Annotated in this window: 15 protein-coding genes and 1 pseudogene; 5 read left to right on the top strand and 11 right to left on the bottom strand. The window is 47.9% G+C overall.

The genetic code is table 11. The features are described 5' to 3' along the window. The first annotated feature begins 14 nt into the window (after positions 1 to 14). Positions 15 to 743, top strand: a complete 729-nt coding sequence (gene gadW, locus A31E_RS05595; RefSeq protein ID WP_000951549.1) for an acid resistance transcriptional activator GadW — start codon at positions 15 to 17, stop codon at positions 741 to 743. A 36-nt stretch (positions 744 to 779) separates the two neighbouring features. Here gadW and A31E_RS25850 read toward each other — a convergent pair whose 3' ends face one another. The 3 genes from A31E_RS25850 to mdtE all read right to left on the bottom strand — a co-directional run bounded on the left by A31E_RS25850 (position 780) and on the right by mdtE (position 5,356). Continuing rightward, entirely contained in the window at positions 780 to 995 is a 216-nt protein-coding gene (locus tag A31E_RS25850) for a hypothetical protein (RefSeq protein WP_032141470.1), read from the bottom strand. A gap of 113 nt (positions 996 to 1,108) precedes the next feature. Next, positions 1,109 to 4,222 carry a multidrug efflux pump RND permease MdtF gene (gene mdtF / locus A31E_RS05600; RefSeq protein WP_000024856.1) on the bottom strand — a complete coding sequence of 1,038 codons (3,114 nt, stop codon included), beginning with the start codon at positions 4,220 to 4,222 and terminating at the stop codon, positions 1,109 to 1,111. 24 nt (positions 4,223 to 4,246) lie between these two features. Further along, entirely contained in the window at positions 4,247 to 5,356 is a 1,110-nt protein-coding gene (gene mdtE / locus A31E_RS05605; protein ID WP_308065336.1) for a multidrug transporter subunit MdtE, read from the bottom strand. Between the two features lie 107 nt (positions 5,357 to 5,463). Here mdtE and A31E_RS25845 point away from each other — a divergent pair. Next, positions 5,464 to 5,730: pseudogene (locus A31E_RS25845) on the top strand (hypothetical protein). 38 nt (positions 5,731 to 5,768) lie between these two features. Here the strand turns inward: A31E_RS25845 and gadE are convergent. After that, positions 5,769 to 6,296 (bottom strand): acid resistance transcriptional activator GadE, encoded by a 528-nt coding sequence (gadE, locus tag A31E_RS05610; RefSeq protein ID WP_000576682.1) that lies wholly within the window; start codon positions 6,294 to 6,296, stop codon positions 5,769 to 5,771. A 714-nt stretch (positions 6,297 to 7,010) separates the two neighbouring features. Then, entirely contained in the window at positions 7,011 to 7,586 is a 576-nt protein-coding gene (hdeD, locus tag A31E_RS05615; RefSeq protein ID WP_000965682.1) for an acid-resistance protein HdeD, read from the bottom strand. A gap of 254 nt (positions 7,587 to 7,840) precedes the next feature. On the opposite strand from hdeD, the gene hdeA reads away from it, so the two are divergent. From hdeA to A31E_RS05630, 3 genes are all read left to right on the top strand, one after another. Next, the gene (hdeA, locus tag A31E_RS05620; protein ID WP_000756548.1) at positions 7,841 to 8,173 is read left to right on the top strand and encodes an acid-activated periplasmic chaperone HdeA; all 333 of its coding nucleotides are present in this window, start codon (positions 7,841 to 7,843) and stop codon (positions 8,171 to 8,173) included. A gap of 116 nt (positions 8,174 to 8,289) precedes the next feature. Continuing rightward, a complete protein-coding gene (hdeB, locus tag A31E_RS05625) occupies positions 8,290 to 8,616 on the top strand; it encodes an acid-activated periplasmic chaperone HdeB (protein ID WP_001517295.1) in 327 nt (108 codons plus the stop codon). 63 nt (positions 8,617 to 8,679) lie between these two features. After that, positions 8,680 to 9,327, top strand: coding sequence for an MgtC/SapB family protein (locus A31E_RS05630; RefSeq protein WP_010381017.1), 648 nt, complete (start codon positions 8,680 to 8,682; stop codon positions 9,325 to 9,327). A gap of 52 nt (positions 9,328 to 9,379) precedes the next feature. Here A31E_RS05630 and A31E_RS05635 read toward each other — a convergent pair whose 3' ends face one another. Genes A31E_RS05635 through shuT form a run of 6 tightly spaced genes read right to left on the bottom strand, consistent with a single transcriptional unit; the run spans position 9,380 to position 14,600 of the window. Further along, on the bottom strand, positions 9,380 to 10,150 hold the full coding sequence (locus A31E_RS05635) for a heme ABC transporter ATP-binding protein (RefSeq protein ID WP_001517293.1): 771 nt from the start codon (positions 10,148 to 10,150) through the stop codon (positions 9,380 to 9,382). Then, a complete protein-coding gene (gene shuU / locus A31E_RS05640) occupies positions 10,147 to 11,139 on the bottom strand; it encodes a heme ABC transporter permease ShuU/ChuU (RefSeq protein ID WP_016249322.1) in 993 nt (330 codons plus the stop codon). The genes A31E_RS05635 and shuU overlap by 4 nt, the downstream gene beginning before the upstream one ends. Before the next feature lie 50 nt (positions 11,140 to 11,189). Beyond that, positions 11,190 to 11,813 carry an anaerobilin reductase gene (gene chuY, locus A31E_RS05645; protein WP_016249321.1) on the bottom strand — a complete coding sequence of 208 codons (624 nt, stop codon included), beginning with the start codon at positions 11,811 to 11,813 and terminating at the stop codon, positions 11,190 to 11,192. Continuing rightward, complete coding sequence (gene hutX / locus A31E_RS05650; RefSeq protein WP_000020030.1) at positions 11,813 to 12,307, bottom strand: heme utilization cystosolic carrier protein HutX; 495 nt, start codon at positions 12,305 to 12,307, stop codon at positions 11,813 to 11,815. Before hutX ends, chuY begins: the two co-directional genes overlap by 1 nt. A 12-nt stretch (positions 12,308 to 12,319) precedes the next feature. Further along, positions 12,320 to 13,657 carry a heme anaerobic degradation radical SAM methyltransferase ChuW/HutW gene (hutW, locus tag A31E_RS05655; protein WP_016249320.1) on the bottom strand — a complete coding sequence of 446 codons (1,338 nt, stop codon included), beginning with the start codon at positions 13,655 to 13,657 and terminating at the stop codon, positions 12,320 to 12,322. A gap of 19 nt (positions 13,658 to 13,676) precedes the next feature. After that, positions 13,677 to 14,600, bottom strand: a complete 924-nt coding sequence (gene shuT / locus A31E_RS05660; RefSeq protein ID WP_024193612.1) for a heme ABC transporter substrate-binding protein ShuT — start codon at positions 14,598 to 14,600, stop codon at positions 13,677 to 13,679. Between the last annotated feature and the right edge of the window lie 431 nt (positions 14,601 to 15,031).

Raw genomic sequence — 15,031 nt, 5'->3', positions numbered from 1 at the left:
TATAAGGGCTTGTCATGGCACATGTTTGTTCGGTGATCCTCACCTGTCGCTCATTTGATATATACCATGAGCAGCAAAAACTATCTTTGTATAAAGATAGTATTCTACTGATAGAAAAAAATATGGCGGAGAGTTTTGACTTTAATGAATCAAATGTCCGCAGGCTGGATATTGATGAACGAATAATTACTCATTACTTACACAATGTCCGTCCACCGTTCCGGTGTTTAGGATTGCACAATAAAAAAAAGCTGTTAGTTAACATGACCCCACCGATGCCGTTGGTTACAGCAATATTCGATAGTTTTACTAAAGAGGACATTGCTTCAACGACATTAAATAATATGCTCTATTTCTCCTGCCTTTCGATGTTTTCACGAAATAAAGAGCTGATTCCATTCCTTTTTAATAGTATTAGTACCATTGCAGGAAAAGTTGAACGCATTATTAGCTTTGATATTGCCAGACGCTGGTATCTGCGTGATATCGCAGAAAAGATGTATACCAGTGAAAGCCTAATCAAAAAGAAGCTACAGGATGAAAACACCTGCTTTAGTAAAATATTACTGGCCTCGCGAATGTCGATGGCCAGACAATTGCTCGAGTTACGACAATTCCCGCTACCGATGATCGCAGAAAAATGTGGCTATAGCAGTACGTCGTACTTTATTAACACTTTCCGCCAGTATTATGGCGTAACACCACACCAGTTTGCGCAACAGTCAACAGGGACTTTTTCCTGACTTCATCTATCATTCGAAAGTCGGTCAGGATCTGCTTTACGCTTCATGTAAAAATCTTTTCCCATCCATATTTGCCGGGGGCACCGGCAAGTTCTCTTTGGCAGTTCGCAAACGGATATTAGTATTTTCAGGAGGAAAAGGTGCAGCATGTTTGGAGTTATTAAGCTGATTATTCATATAATTACGGGAATGCTGGTTTGTGTCGTACTGTTCAAGTTGATGACCAATGGCTGGAGTGGTTTCTACTTTCAATGCTGTTTGCTAAGTCTGGTATTCCTGATGGTTAGCTGGTTGTTGAGTAGTGAATGGTTGTCAGGAAAGAGTAAGGCAGAACATTCACGTTCAGCCTTACTCTCATTCATACGTTACGCTTTTTTAAAGCGGGCAAAGAGATGTTCCACAACGACGAAAAAGACGGGAACGAAGTAAATCGCCAGCACGGTTGCTGCAAACATCCCCCCCATAACGCCTGTACCGACCGCATTTTGTGCGCCGGAACCTGCGCCATGACTGATAACCAGTGGCAGTACGCCAAGAATAAAGGCCAGAGAGGTCATCAGGATCGGGCGTAAACGCATCCGCGCCGCTTCGATAATCGCCTCTACCGGTGTCTTCCCTTCTTTCTGCATCATCTCAACCGCAAATTCGACGATCAGGATGGCGTTCTTGGCTGAAAGCCCGATGGTGGTCAGCAAACCGACCTGGAAGTAGACGTCATTGCTCAGGCCGCGCAGGTCAGTTGCCAGTAATGCGCCAATAACGCCCAACGGAACAACCAACATCACCGAGAATGGAATTGACCAGCTTTCATACAACGCGGCGAGGGCGAGGAACACCACGACCAGTGAAATGGCATACAGCGCGGGTGCCTGGTTGGACGATAACGCTTCCTGATACGACAGCCCAGTCCAGGAGTAGCCGACGCCCGCCGGAAGTTTAGCCACCAGTTCTGCCATAAACTTCATCGCGTCACCGGTACTTTTTCCAGCAGCGGCCTCCCCTAAAATCTCCATCGACGGAATGCCGTTGTAGCGTTCCAGTCGCGGCGAACCGTAGGTCCATTCTGTTGAAGAATAAGCGGAAAGCGGTGCCATCGTGCCGGAGGCGTTGCGTACATACCACTGGTTGATGTTGTCCGGCAGCATACGGAACGGTGTTCCTGCCTGGACATACACTTTTTTCACACGCCCCTGGTTGAGGAAGTCGTTCACGTAGCTACTGCCGAAGGCGGTAGAGAGGGTCTGGTTGATATCAGACAGCTCCACGCCCATCGCTTCGGCTTTCGCGGCGTTGACGTTCACTTTGAACATTGGCGTATCTTCCAGGCCGTTCGGGCGAACCGCCGTTACCTGGTCAGGCGATTGTGCTGCCAGTGACAGCAGCTCGTTTCTCGCCTGGGTCAGCTTTTCGTGCCCCAGGTTGCCGTTGTCCAGTAGTTCCATATCAAAACCTGATGCTGTACCCAGCTCCGCTACCGCAGGTAAGTTGAACGGGAAAATCACCGCTTTATTGATACTGCTCAGAGCCACCATCGCCCGCTGAATGATTGCGGTCACCGAGTTTTCCTCACCGACGCGTTCAGACCACGGTTTCAGGCTGATAAATGCCAGACCGTTGTTTTGTCCCTGGCCGCTAAAGCCGAAGCCGCCAACGGTAAACACCGACTGGACATTATTTTTCTCTTTTGTCAGATAGTAATCGGTTACTTGTTGCAGCACTTTAGTGGTGTTAACCATTGTGGAACCTGACGGTAACTGCGCCGTGGTCATAAATACCCCCTGATCCTCTTCCGGTAAGAAAGAGGTCGGTGTACGCAGGAACAGCACCGCCATCCCGGCACAAATCAGCAGGTATACCACCATATAGCGACCAGTGCAGCGCAACAGTGAGCGGGTACTGTCGGTATAGTGCTGAGTCGATTTCTCAAACAGATGGTTGAAGCGTTCGAACAAGGCGTTCGGTTTGTGACCGCCTTCCGGTGTGGCTTTCAAAATGGTGGCGCAAAGGGCTGGGGTCAGACTCATTGCCACAAACACCGAAAGCAACATAGAGGAGATCAGCGTAATGGAGAACTGGCGATAAATTTCCCCGGTTGCGCCGCTCATAAAGGCCATCGGCATAAATACCGCAGAAAGAACAACGGCAATCCCGACCAGCGCACGCTGGATTTGTCCCATCGATTTATGCGTCGCTTCTTTCGGTGGCAGTTTATCTTCCGCTATCACGCGTTCAACGTTTTCTACCACCACGATGGCATCATCCACCAAAAGCCCTATAGCTAACACCATCCCAAACATGGTGAGGGTGTTGATGGTAAAACCGACCGCCGACAAAATCGCAAATGTGCCGAGAATAACGACCGGCACGGCGATAGTTGGGATAATCGTAGCGCGAATATTTTGTAAAAACAGATACATGACCAGGAAGACGAGGATGATAGCTTCAACCAGCGTTTTGAAAACTTCCTGAATTGAAATTTTGATAAATGGTGTGGTGTCGTAAGGGTAAACCGTTTTCAGGCTGGCGGGGAAATAGGCTGATAATCGGTTTAACTCCGCTTTTACCGCCCGCGAGGTATCAAGGGCATTCGCTCCGGCAGCCAGCTTGATAGCAATCCCGGCAGCAGGTTTGCCGTTATAACGCGCCACAGTGGAATAATCTTCTGCCCCCAACTCGATGCGGGCAACGTCGCGCAGCAATACTTGCGAACCATCTTGCTGCACTTTCAGCAGGATTTTGCCAAATTCTTCCGGCGTTTGTAGACGCGTCTGCACAATGATTGAGGCGTTCAGTTGCTGGTCTGCCGCCTGTGGCATCCCCCCCAGTTGACCACCGGAAATCTGGTTGTTCTGTACCTTGATTTGGGAAATAACATCAGAAGGAACGAGACTGTATTTATTGAGTTTTTGTGGGTCCAGCCAGATACGCATGGCGTACTCTGACCCAAAGAGCTGCACGCTACCGACGCCCGCGGTACGGCTTAGTGGATCCTGGAGGTTAGAAGCCACATAGTCCGCGATATCGTATTGGTTGAGACTACCGTTATCAGAAATAAACGCCGCTACCATCAGGATGTTGCTGCTCGACTTATTAACGCTGATCCCTTGTTGCTGCACCGCTTCTGGTAACGAAGGCATCGCGAGTTGCAGTTTATTCTGCACCTGAACCTGCGCAATATCGGGCGATGTTCCCGTTTCAAAGGTCAGGGTGATGGAAGCATTGCCTGCCGCATCGCTGGTTGATGACATATACATCAGGCCATCCAGCCCATTCATATTTTGTTCGATCACTTGAGTGACCGAGTCTTCTACCGTTTGCGCATCAGCCCCCGGATAGGTAGCGCTGATGGTGATGGTCGGCGGCGCAATCTGCGGATACTGCGCAACCGGTAGGTTCATGATCGCCAGCCCACCCGCGAGCATCATAATAATGGCAAGTACCCAGGCAAAAACCGGGCGATCAATAAAATAGTTAGCCATGAAAGTCCCCTTAAGCCTGCAACGTTACTGTTTCGATTCGGTGCTGGCGTTTTCCTGGCTGGAGGAAATTGCGCGTGCTTTGATACCTGGATGAATGCGTTGCAAACCGGAAACGATCACCCGATCGCCAGCTTGCAAACCAGAGGTAACAACCCACTGATTTCCGATGGCTTTGGTTGCGTCAATTTCGCGTAACTGTACAACATCGTCTTTATCCAGAATGAGCGCCGTTGCTTTGCCCTGGGAGTTATGGGTAACGCCTTCTTGCGGTACTAACAACACATTCTGCCGACTACCTTCATCCACCAAAGCCGTGACGTACATACCAGGCAGCAAGTCTCCATTCGGGTTGGGGAAAATTGCACGCAACGTGACGGAGCCGGTGGTTTCATCCACTGTCGGGTCGGAGAATTTCAGCGTGCCGGTCTGGCTGTAACGTTTGCCATTTTCCAGGTTAAGCTGCACTGGCGTACTGCCCTGAACCTGTTTGATTTGCCCACTGGCGACTTCCTCTTTCATGCGCAAAAAATCCTGCACTGATTGGGTGAGGTCGACATAAATCGGGTCCAGACGCTGCACGGTTACCAGAGAGTCTCCCTGATTAGCGGTGACTAATGCGCCGACGGTCACCGACGATTTTCCGCTGACGCCAGTAATGGGCGAGGTGACATTAGCGTATTGCAGATTGATGGTTGCCTGCTCAACAGCCGCTTTGGCGACGGCGACATTGGCTTCCGCTTCATTCAGTTGGGTGTGCGCGGTGTCGTAATCCTGGCGGCTGACATAGTTGGTTTTCAGCAACGATGCCTGGCGATTGAAGGTGATGCGGGCATTGCTGGCGGTGGAGAGGGCTTTCGCCAGCGAACCTTTCGCGGAGTTCAGCTCTGCCTGCAATGGAGCAGGGTCAATCTGATAAAGTGAATCCCCCTGGTTGACCTTATCACCCTCGATAAAGTTGCGTTTAATGATAATGCCACCCACCTGGGGGCGTATCTCGGCAACTTCATAAGGAACGGTTCTGCCGGGCAGTTCGCTCATCACATTGACCGAACCGGGGGAGAGCGTCACTACCCCCACTTCAGGCGTCATAGCGGCGGCATTTTCCGCCGATTTGTCATCGCAGGCGGTGAGCATCGCGCCGCAGAATAACAACGGTATTAACAGTTTTCTTTTTCTGTTCATTTTAGTCCCTGAAAATTCGTGAGAAATAACGGTTCTTTGAATTACGCGCGGGGAGAGGTATGAGGGATTTACAGACCAGCGGCATAATGCAAGCCATGGGGTTGTAAGCCAGCGAGGGAGCATGTAGGCAGAGCGACCAATATAGTGACGCGAATGGCAAAAAAAATGTTGCCGTTCTGCCGACAGTCTCTGCCTGCATCCGGGCAACGAAGGTTTCTACTGGTGGATACACATACCAGGGGAATAAGCTCGTTTTTGCTTCTCCTTTGGTTATCACCGGGAGTAATGGAGTCAGCATTTGCATCCCTCGTCATGCCAGCCATTAATTTCAGGCAATTATCGCTGGGCCACATCGACTCCTTATTTAGAAATAAGAAGAGATCCCCAGAGTCACGATGTCGCTCATACGTCTAAGTTTCAGCTTGTACATGATATTGAATTTCTGGATCTTTAATGTTTGTTGAGAAATATTCAGTGTTGACGTGATATTACTTTCATTTTTATTTTTCAGAATCAGTTGCATGATTTTGAATTGATTATGCGAGAAACATAATTGAGAATTCTTATGGGGCAAGTGTTTTCCATAGGTAATATCAAGCAGAGTGTTAATGCTTTCTTTGCGGCTGATAAAATAAATAGGTGACTGACTTTTAAGTTTACTGATGTGATAAGGTGCCAGAACAATGATTCTTTCGGCATCTAATTTCTCAAGAAACTTAATCGCTTCTTCATCAAGGATATGATTATGATAGGTATCAATGATCACCTTGAATGGTTTGTTGCCTATGCTTTTTATCTCTGACAGGGAGTTGATTTTTATCATTTCGTGATTATCTTTCAACTGCAAAAAGCCCTGTAAAAGAAAAGAATCCTTCGTCATGAGAAAAATCATAACTTGCTCCTTAGCCGTTATCGTTTCGAACATGTTGTCCTTTTCATTATTTACATCCATGTCCGAATATGGTGTTCAATATAGTAAACGCCTATAAGAACTTTGCCCTTCGTGAACTAATACGTCTATTAACACTAATCAAAACTTCAGATTTATCCATTACGTACTCCATATATTGATCCTAGGTAATATTCCTGGTTGTTATCAATTTGTGATTAGTAAACAGAATATTAACAGTTTGCAGGAATCTACCCAAGAATAAGTTATAATTTATCCGTTTGTGATCTCTGAAGAATATTACTAAAGTTAAAGCGTAATCCGATTTAAATATTGAGTCTCCTTGTTTCTATTTAAGCTGGCAATTGGATTGCCAGCTTTCTTTTAGTGCATTGATAGTGCAAAAACAAACCCCAGACTGTACCCATAGTGTCGACGTTTATGGAACCTTCAGTTCACTTTCTCACAGCACTTCTAAAACATTAAACCTGACAACGAAAAATATCAGCCATGATAATGTTTGAAATGGCTAATTTGCTGCAAAATAAAGAAAAATATAAAATTTTTAAATGGTTGGTTTAATCGTTGTGTGATAGTTATTTCAACAATAGTACGTAATTTATCAAAGGAGTAATGCGGTGATGTGAATATTGCCAGGATCATAGTTATTATACGTAACTATGATCCTGGCTAAAAAATGGAGCAGAGATAGGTCTGCTAGTTATTATTTTTTACGAACAAACTAGCAAAGCTGAACAGGCTGGCAGCGCTAAATATCAGTTCGATCCCTACCAGGGTTGACACCAATGTCACAGAAACCATTGGCGTTGCGCCAAGGAAGATCCAGGCAATGACGATATCCAGCACGCCAATAACGAGTTGTAACCAACTGCCTTTCATTGAGCGCTGGCGATACCAACTCATCAGGCGAATAACCCCTGCGACACAGAACAATCCTGCAATAAACGCCGCAATGGCGAAAATCCCCAGTTCTGGTGCACGGATGAAGAAATAGCCGATCAATAAATAGGCTATCGCCACGAGGAAACCCGATAATACAGGCCAGAAATTATGACTGCGGTTGCTGAATAATCCAACAATAAGCGCAATACCCGAACAGATTAATAATACGCCAACGACTGTGCTTAGAATGTCGCCAGAAACAAACGGGAAACTGATACATAACAAACCGACGATAAACAGCAGCACGGCAATAAACTGGATCGCTCTGCGGTGCTTTTTAAGCATCTCCAGATCAAATTTTAAAATTGTTGCCTTATCTATATATAACATAGAACCACCCTATAAATTTAAGAAGGAAAACCCCTGCTATCAATCTATGCCAAAAATGCATCAGAGAATGCAGTTGATTTAATAAAAATTTCCTAATTACTGTGCTTGATGACTATGTAACCTATTGTATTATAATAAAAATATCTGATTTTGATATTTTGTCTCAACATGACATACCCAGAAAACCAGGTTATAACCTCAATGTCGAAATTGATTCGTGACGGCTCTTTCACTTTATAGTTGAGGATATTACGATGAAAAAAGTATTAGGCGTTATTCTAGGTGGTCTGCTTCTTCTGCCTGTAGTGAGCAATGCAGCCGATGCGCAAAAAGCAGCCGACAATAAAAAACCGGTCAACTCCTGGACCTGTGAAGATTTCCTGGCTGTAGACGAATCCTTCCAGCCGACTGCAGTCGGTTTTGCTGAGGCTCTGAATAATAAAGACAAACCAGAAGATGCGGTTTTAGATGTTCAGGGTATTGCAACCGTAACGCCTGCTATCGTTCAGGCTTGTACCCAGGATAAAAAAGCCAGCTTTAAAGATAAAGTTAAAGGCGAATGGGACAAAATCAAGAAAGATATGTAATTAAGGGAATGCGTTACATCGTATTTCCTTAAATATTGAACAGGCCGGAATACCTTGCGTTAAAAGCAGGTGATCCTCCTGTTCATATGTAAATTATTTATTGAATGGGTTGTAAAATGAATATTTCATCTCTACGTAAAGCCATTGTTTTCGTTGGCGCTGTAGCAGCTCTGTCACTGGTGAATGCGCAATCTGCACTGGCTGCTAATGAATCTGCTAAGGATATGACTTGTCAGGAATTTATTGACCTGAATCCAAAAGCAATGACACCTGTTGCATGGTGGATGCTGCATGAAGAAACAGTTTATAAAGGCGGTGATACTGTAACCTTAAACGAAACTGACCTGACTCAGATCCCTAAAGTGATTGAATACTGTAAGAAAAATCCGCAGAAAAATTTGTATACCTTCAAAGATAAATTGGCAAATGTCCTGCCGAATTAACAGGAATAAAGCAAAAAGGAGTAGCAAGTTGAGCCATCTTGCTGCTCCTTTTTGCGTTTTTATATGACTAGCGAATTCATTATTCGTTTGATCCTGGCCGCAATTGTTTGTGGTGCTATTGGCATAGAAAGGCAAATACGCGGCAAAGGTGCTGGTTTACGTACCCATGTCTTGATTGGTATGGGCAGTGCGCTGTTTATGATTGTGTCGAAATATGGTTTTGCTGATGTGCTGGCGTTCGACCATGTCGGGCTTGATCCCAGCCGTATTGCCGCTCAGGTCGTCACTGGCGTCGGGTTTATCGGCGCGGGGAACATCCTCGTTCGTAATCAAAATATTGTCGGTTTAACTACCGCTGCGGATATTTGGGTAACAGCAGCGATCGGTATGGTGATTGGCAGCGGCATGTATGAACTGGGGATTTACGGTTCTGTAATGACCTTATTGGTGCTGGAAGTCTTCCATCAATTAACCTTCCGCCTGATGAGCAAAAATTATCATTTGCAGCTTACGTTGGTGAACGGTAATACAGTGTCGATGCTCGACTGGTTTAAGCAGAAAAAAATAAAAACAGATTTAGTTTCGTTGCAGGAAAATGAAGATCATGAGGTGGTTGCTATTGATATCCAGCTTCATGCTACGACGCCGATAGAAGACCTGTTGCGATTACTAAAAGGAATGGCAGGGGTGAAAGGTGTTTCAATTAGCTGATGTTCATAATAGTTAATTCGACAGGAGTACCAGACTGGCACTCCCGTCGTATTTAATGATCGAGGACGATCAGTGGCGAATGATTAGCGGGATCGCTTAATACTGTAATATCCGCGCCGTAGAGCGTAGTTAGCGCCTGCTGCGTCAACACATCTTGCGGTTTGCCATTTGCGACAACTCTGCCTTTTTGCATTAATACGACACGGTCAGCATAACGGGCAGCAAGATTAAGATCGTGCAATACGCAGCAGACGTTAAATTGCCGTTCTCGAACTAACTGACGTAATAAACGAAATAGATGTTGTTGATGGTGAATATCCAACGCCGAAGTTGGTTCATCAAGAAATAACCATTTTGGCGAGGGTATTGCTTCCCAGAGTTGCACCAGCAGGCGAGCCAATTGTACACGCTGTTGTTCGCCGCCGGATAATTGCCGGTAGTCGCGGTTAGCTAACGACTGACAGTCACATAACGCCAGTATTTGTGCCGTTTCATCACCCTGATTACCGGTACGATAAGGATGTCGCCCCATCTGGATCACTTCTTGTACGCTGAATGGAAACGCCATATGGCTATTCTGACGCATCACGGCCCGGTGTTTCGCCAGTTCGGTAATTGACCATTCATTTAATGGCTTATTAAACAACCGGCATTCGCCGCTATCAGGTTGAAGATAGCCGGTTAGCTGGCGAAGCAGCGTGGATTTTCCCGCACCGTTAGGGCCGAGAATGGCAACAATTTCTCCGCCGGGAAAAGTCAGCGAGACATTGTCAGTCAGACGTCGCCCATGAAGGCTATAAACCAGGTTTTTGGCGCTGATCATGCGATCCTCCGGTTACGCAGAATCAACCACATAAAATAAGGCCCACCAAGCAGACTGGTTAATAATCCTACGGGCATTTCTGCTGGCTGTACCAGCGTGCGGGCAAGTGTGTCTGCCATCAGTAACAAACAGGCTCCGGCGAGGGCAGAGCAAGGGATTAGCCAGCGGTGATTCGCCCCGGTCGTCATGCGAATCAGATGCGGGATCACCAGGCCAATAAAACCGATAATGCCGCTTACCGATACCGCAGCACCAACCAGCAGCGAGCTAATCAACAGTAATTGTTGGCGTTTACGCTTTACGTTCACGCCGAGGTAATGGGCTTCTTCATCACCAAGTTGCAGCAAATTCAGCGTCCCGGCGAGACAGGTTGTTGCCATAATGGCTGGCAGAATGAATGAACTGGCGACCAATAATGTCGGCCATTGCGCCTGACCGAGATTGCCCATCATCCACAACGTGAGTTGTCGTAGCTGCTGCTCATCGCCTATATAGCTCAGTATGCCGATCGCCGCACCGCACAGGGTGTTGATGGCGATCCCGGCGAGTAACAATTGCATCATGCTGCCATCGCGATGGCGCTGTGTGATGAGAAAAATGACGGTGCAGACCACTAAACTTCCGGCGATGGCAAACACCATTTGCTCATAGAGCACCAGCACCACAGGGAAGGAAAAGGGCAGGACAATTGCCACGCCAACCATTAATGCTGAACCGCTACTGACGCCGAGCAATCCTGGGTCAGCCATGGGGTTGCGAAAAAGCCCCTGCATAATTACCCCAGCGGTTGCCAACGCTGCGCCTACCAGCACTGCCAGTAAAACGCGTGGCAGGCGAATATTCAGCCAGATATCGCGGTATTCCTCATCAAGAAGGGCGCTAAAGCTGATTTTTAACGCTCCCTGACTGGCACCGAACAGCACCAGGGCAAGCAATAATAGTGATAGCCCCATAAAGACACTGGCGGAAGAAAATGAATCCTTGAGCACGTAAAACTCCGTTATGACGTTGCGGCGCGGAGAGCCTGCGCCGCATGGGATTACGCCGGTTTCAGGCCCGGTTCAATCAGACTGTAGATCTGCTTATTGAGTGCTGGCGCGTTTGCCAGTTCATGAATGTGTGCGGCAACATCGGCACGGCGGACAAAACCATGACACTCCTGATTTTGTATCCGTTGTGCTTTGCCTGTTGCTGCGCCGTCAAGCAGTCCGCCAGGGCGGAGAATGGCGTAGTCAAGCCGGCTGGTTTGTAGCCAGCTTTCCGCCAGTGTTTTTTCCCGTACCGCCTGACCAAACGCGGCTTTTGCCCGCTCCGATAAGAACGGCCAGCTATCGCCGCATCCCAAAGAAGTCACCAGAATCATGCGTCTGATGTCTGCTTTTTCGGCTTCATCAATCACTGTTCTGTGCGCCAGATAATCCTGTGCGCCACCCATTGATGAGATGACAAGCGCATCCGAACCCGCAGCGCGACAGGCGGCTGCGACTATGCTGGCGTCACAAGCGTCACCAGTAAAAACCTGTACGCCTTGTTGCGCCAGCCTCGTGGCGGCATCGGCATGACGAACGACAGCGACGACCGGACGTTGTTCCGCCAGTGCCAGTTCGAGCGTTCTGGCTCCAACCCCCTTTCCGCCTGCGCCAAAGAGTAGCCAGGGCGTCATCAGGCGTGTTCCTTCAGAGATGCCGCCAGAGTATGGAAGGCGCTGACTTGTTCACTCAGGAGCTGACGATGCTCATTCCGACCGAGGAAAATTTTCAGCATGGCGTTGCCTTCTTTATTGAAAAAGAGAATAGAGGCGGTATCCATGCCCATAAATTTACGTTCGATCAAGGCAATATGCGTGCAGTTTTCTGCTTTGATATGCCCGGACATGCCCTGTTTTCCGCGCAGGTTGAAATAGCCGTGGCGATGGAAACCGGAAGGTAGTTCGCCGCTAAATTCGAGGATCACATCAGCGGTATGCACCAGCGTGGTGACCTTGCCCCATTCGCAGACGGTATCCCAGACAGTATCGAATTTATCGCCTGGCACGATTGTCGGGGAGGGGAGGTTTTTCACCACTTCCAGCAGTGAGGTATTGTATTGTTCGGCAATGGCCTCCAGCGTACCGTCTGGCTCCGTTTTCAAAAATTCCTGTAACGAGACATGGCTCATAAGTCACTCCTGTTATGGTTTTTCAAGCGCAATCGCTGGCGCATTAAGTATCTGAATTAGCTCATTAAGAGACTGCAAAATGTTGCTTGCCCAGAAACGACCTTCATTGGTCAACCGCAGGCAAGTTGAAGCATCGCGGCTTAAGCCTTTTTGGTGCCACTGAGCCAGTAACGGTGCGAGTTTTTCGGCATGTGGCGTAAGTTCGTCCAGCGGTACACGCGCCGTTTCAATACCCGACTGCAAGGTATGACGCCACTGCGCGTTACGTTCGGCGTTACGCATGAGCATCATCAACGGTTTTTTGCCTGCCGCGACGGATTCATGCCAGGTCTGAAGATTGCGTTCGTTCATCCAGGAGTAACCATTAATCGAACCGCCTGCGCCGGAACCAAAGGCCAGACAATCGGCACCTTGCTTAATCAGCAAGTTATAGAGATTGCGTTCGCGTGTGGTGCGGCCCCAGTGGCTGTTACTGATGCAGCGCCAGCCCGCGTCTTCCATAAAATCACATCCTTGCAGGTAAAGATCGCGACGTTCTGCCGGAGAGGGCACGGTAGTGCGCCCGTTTTCCACGGCTTTGCCCAGCGGCGTGTTGGGAAGGACGTTGAGCGCATAGAGATCGACGCCGTCGAGGCCGATATCACGGGCAATAGCCAGATCTTCTCCCCAGGTTTGTGCATCCTGACCAGGCAGGCCAAACAGCAGGTCGCAGACCACCGCAGCACGGTCGCGTTTGACCAGGCTTTCCATAAACGCAATGGCAGTTGGGCCATCTGAGGTGCGTGCCATCTTCTTGCGGATTTTGCTGTTAAATGACTGAATGCCAATCGAGAAGCGGTTTGCTCCCGCATCAAGGCAAGCGTCGATTCGGTCAGCGTCAAAATTCAGCACCCGGCCTTCAATCGTGATTTCGCAATCAGGTGCCAATGGCAGCTTTTCTCGTAATGTGGTGATGATTCTGGCCAAATCGCGTGCCGAAAGCGCGGAAGGTGTACCGCCACCGAAATAGACCGCATGGATGGGCGCGGACTGATGCAATACGTTGTCTGACTCCAGTTCGATTTCTCGAATCAGGGCGTCGGTATAATGAGCACACGCATCTTCATTAAAACGATTCTGATAAAAACCGCAAAACGTGCAGTGTGTCGCACAAAATGGAATGTGCAGATAAACCAGTCGTTTACGTGGTGTTGCTGTTTGGTTGATCATCGCTTGCCAGGTTTGCGCCAGTTGCTCTTTGGCGACCGGAATAGCCCCGCGAAATGGCATCATGGCGCGTCTGTCTTTAAATGGCTGCGTACCGTCTAAAGCAAAATGTGGCTTGAGATCTAACGTAGTATTCGTATTCATATGTCTGATTCAAATCCATTTATTGCGGCCAAAGTTGCTGGTGTAACGACTCAACGACATCAGCAATACGCGGGCCCATTCCCAGAATCAGGTTTTGATCAACGGTGATAATACGCTGGTTCTTCCAGGCGGCAGTGTGGGTAATTCCGGCAATAGAACGCAGACGATTAATATCGCCATCGACCATTTGTGAGGTTACGACAATCACTTCAGGGTTAGCCGCAATCAGCGATTCCGCGCTGTAGCTTTTGTATTGCTGGTGGGTAGCGACGTTTTCTGCTCCGGCAAGCGACAAAATGGCGTCTGCGACGCTGCCTTTACCGGCAACCTGTGGCGCACTGCCGCCAGCAGAGAGAATAAACATCGCTTTAACCGGGGCTTTTTTTGCCGCCACGCTTTGCTGTACTCGCTCCAGGCGTTGATTAATTTGTGTCACCAGCGCGTCACCTTGTTCAGGAACCTGTAACGTTTTTGCCAGTTGATGAATGTTGGCGTACATCTGCTCAAGGGTGGCGGGTACACGCGGCAGAGTGACGACATTGACCTTTTGCGCCCGTAGCTGGTCGAGCACAATTTGCGGTCCTGCATCCTGCCAGGTAATTACGCTATCCGGGCGAAGTGACAAAATGCCTTCGCTGCTTAGCTGTTTCCAGTAGCCAATATGCGGCAGTTTGGCGGTTTCTGGTGGATAAGATGTCGTTTCATCGACACCAACCACGCGGTCGCCAGCGCCCATCGCGTAGATCAGCTCCGTCAGTGATCCTCCTGCGACCACAATGCGTTCGGCAGCCGTTGCACTAAAGGCCCAGCTAAGTGCCAACACTGCCGTAAACAGTTTTTTCATGGGGATACGTTTTACAGTGGTCTTCGCGGTGGAGGCCATAACTGAAATACATAACGTTAGTGGGGAAAAAATAAACAGCCTGTTGGTGATCCTTGGCAGCATATGAGAACTCGTATCAAATTGAGAATGATCATGATTATCATTTGAGTTATATATGAAACACAACCATCGATTCAATACACAAGGTGTTACAAGCGTATTTATTTTTGATTTTTATCAAGATGCTTCGTCAGCTAACGTTATTGTTGCCGACTAAATTTCAGGGCGGGAAAAAGCGGAGATCTCAGAGATATTGCGGCTTACAGAGCGAAGAGATGGGGAAATTATTGCCGTTAACGACAAAGCTTCGTGATGACGCCGTGAGGAATTACCACAAGAACAGGATGGTTTCCAGGAGACAAGATAGATTTCATAACCCCCTGTTTATTGTGCTAATAGCGGTTAAAAAAAAGCTTGATCATAAAAAATTGATCGATAATAATTCTCATTATCACGATTGGCTTTAACAAAATATGACTATATGGATAACA

Origin of the sequence: Escherichia sp. KTE159 (assembly GCF_000408805.1) — a bacterium.
Lineage (GTDB): Bacteria > Pseudomonadota > Gammaproteobacteria > Enterobacterales > Enterobacteriaceae > Escherichia > Escherichia marmotae.
The sequence above is the reverse complement of the archived record's forward strand: the minus strand, read 5'-3'. Positions and strand labels throughout refer to the sequence as shown.

Excerpts from the sequence above, each read along its gene's own strand:
- A31E_RS05635 (WP_001517293.1), bottom strand. The coding sequence starts at position 10,150 with ATGATCAGCGCCAAAAACCTGGTTTATAGCCTTCATGGGCGACGTCTG.
- chuY (WP_016249321.1), bottom strand. The coding sequence starts at position 11,813 with ATGACGCCCTGGCTACTCTTTGGCGCAGGCGGAAAGGGGGTTGGAGCC.
- hutX (WP_000020030.1), bottom strand. The coding sequence starts at position 12,307 with ATGAGCCATGTCTCGTTACAGGAATTTTTGAAAACGGAGCCAGACGGT.
- gadE (WP_000576682.1), bottom strand. The coding sequence starts at position 6,296 with ATGATTTTTCTCATGACGAAGGATTCTTTTCTTTTACAGGGCTTTTTG.
- hdeB (WP_001517295.1), top strand. The coding sequence starts at position 8,290 with ATGAATATTTCATCTCTACGTAAAGCCATTGTTTTCGTTGGCGCTGTA.
- mdtE (WP_308065336.1), bottom strand. The coding sequence starts at position 5,356 with ATGCTCACCGCCTGCGATGACAAATCGGCGGAAAATGCCGCCGCTATG.
- A31E_RS05630 (WP_010381017.1), top strand. The coding sequence starts at position 8,680 with ATGACTAGCGAATTCATTATTCGTTTGATCCTGGCCGCAATTGTTTGT.
- hdeA (WP_000756548.1), top strand. The coding sequence starts at position 7,841 with ATGAAAAAAGTATTAGGCGTTATTCTAGGTGGTCTGCTTCTTCTGCCT.
- gadW (WP_000951549.1), top strand. The coding sequence starts at position 15 with ATGGCACATGTTTGTTCGGTGATCCTCACCTGTCGCTCATTTGATATA.
- hutW (WP_016249320.1), bottom strand. The coding sequence starts at position 13,657 with ATGAATACGAATACTACGTTAGATCTCAAGCCACATTTTGCTTTAGAC.
- mdtF (WP_000024856.1), bottom strand. The coding sequence starts at position 4,222 with ATGGCTAACTATTTTATTGATCGCCCGGTTTTTGCCTGGGTACTTGCC.
- hdeD (WP_000965682.1), bottom strand. The coding sequence starts at position 7,586 with ATGTTATATATAGATAAGGCAACAATTTTAAAATTTGATCTGGAGATG.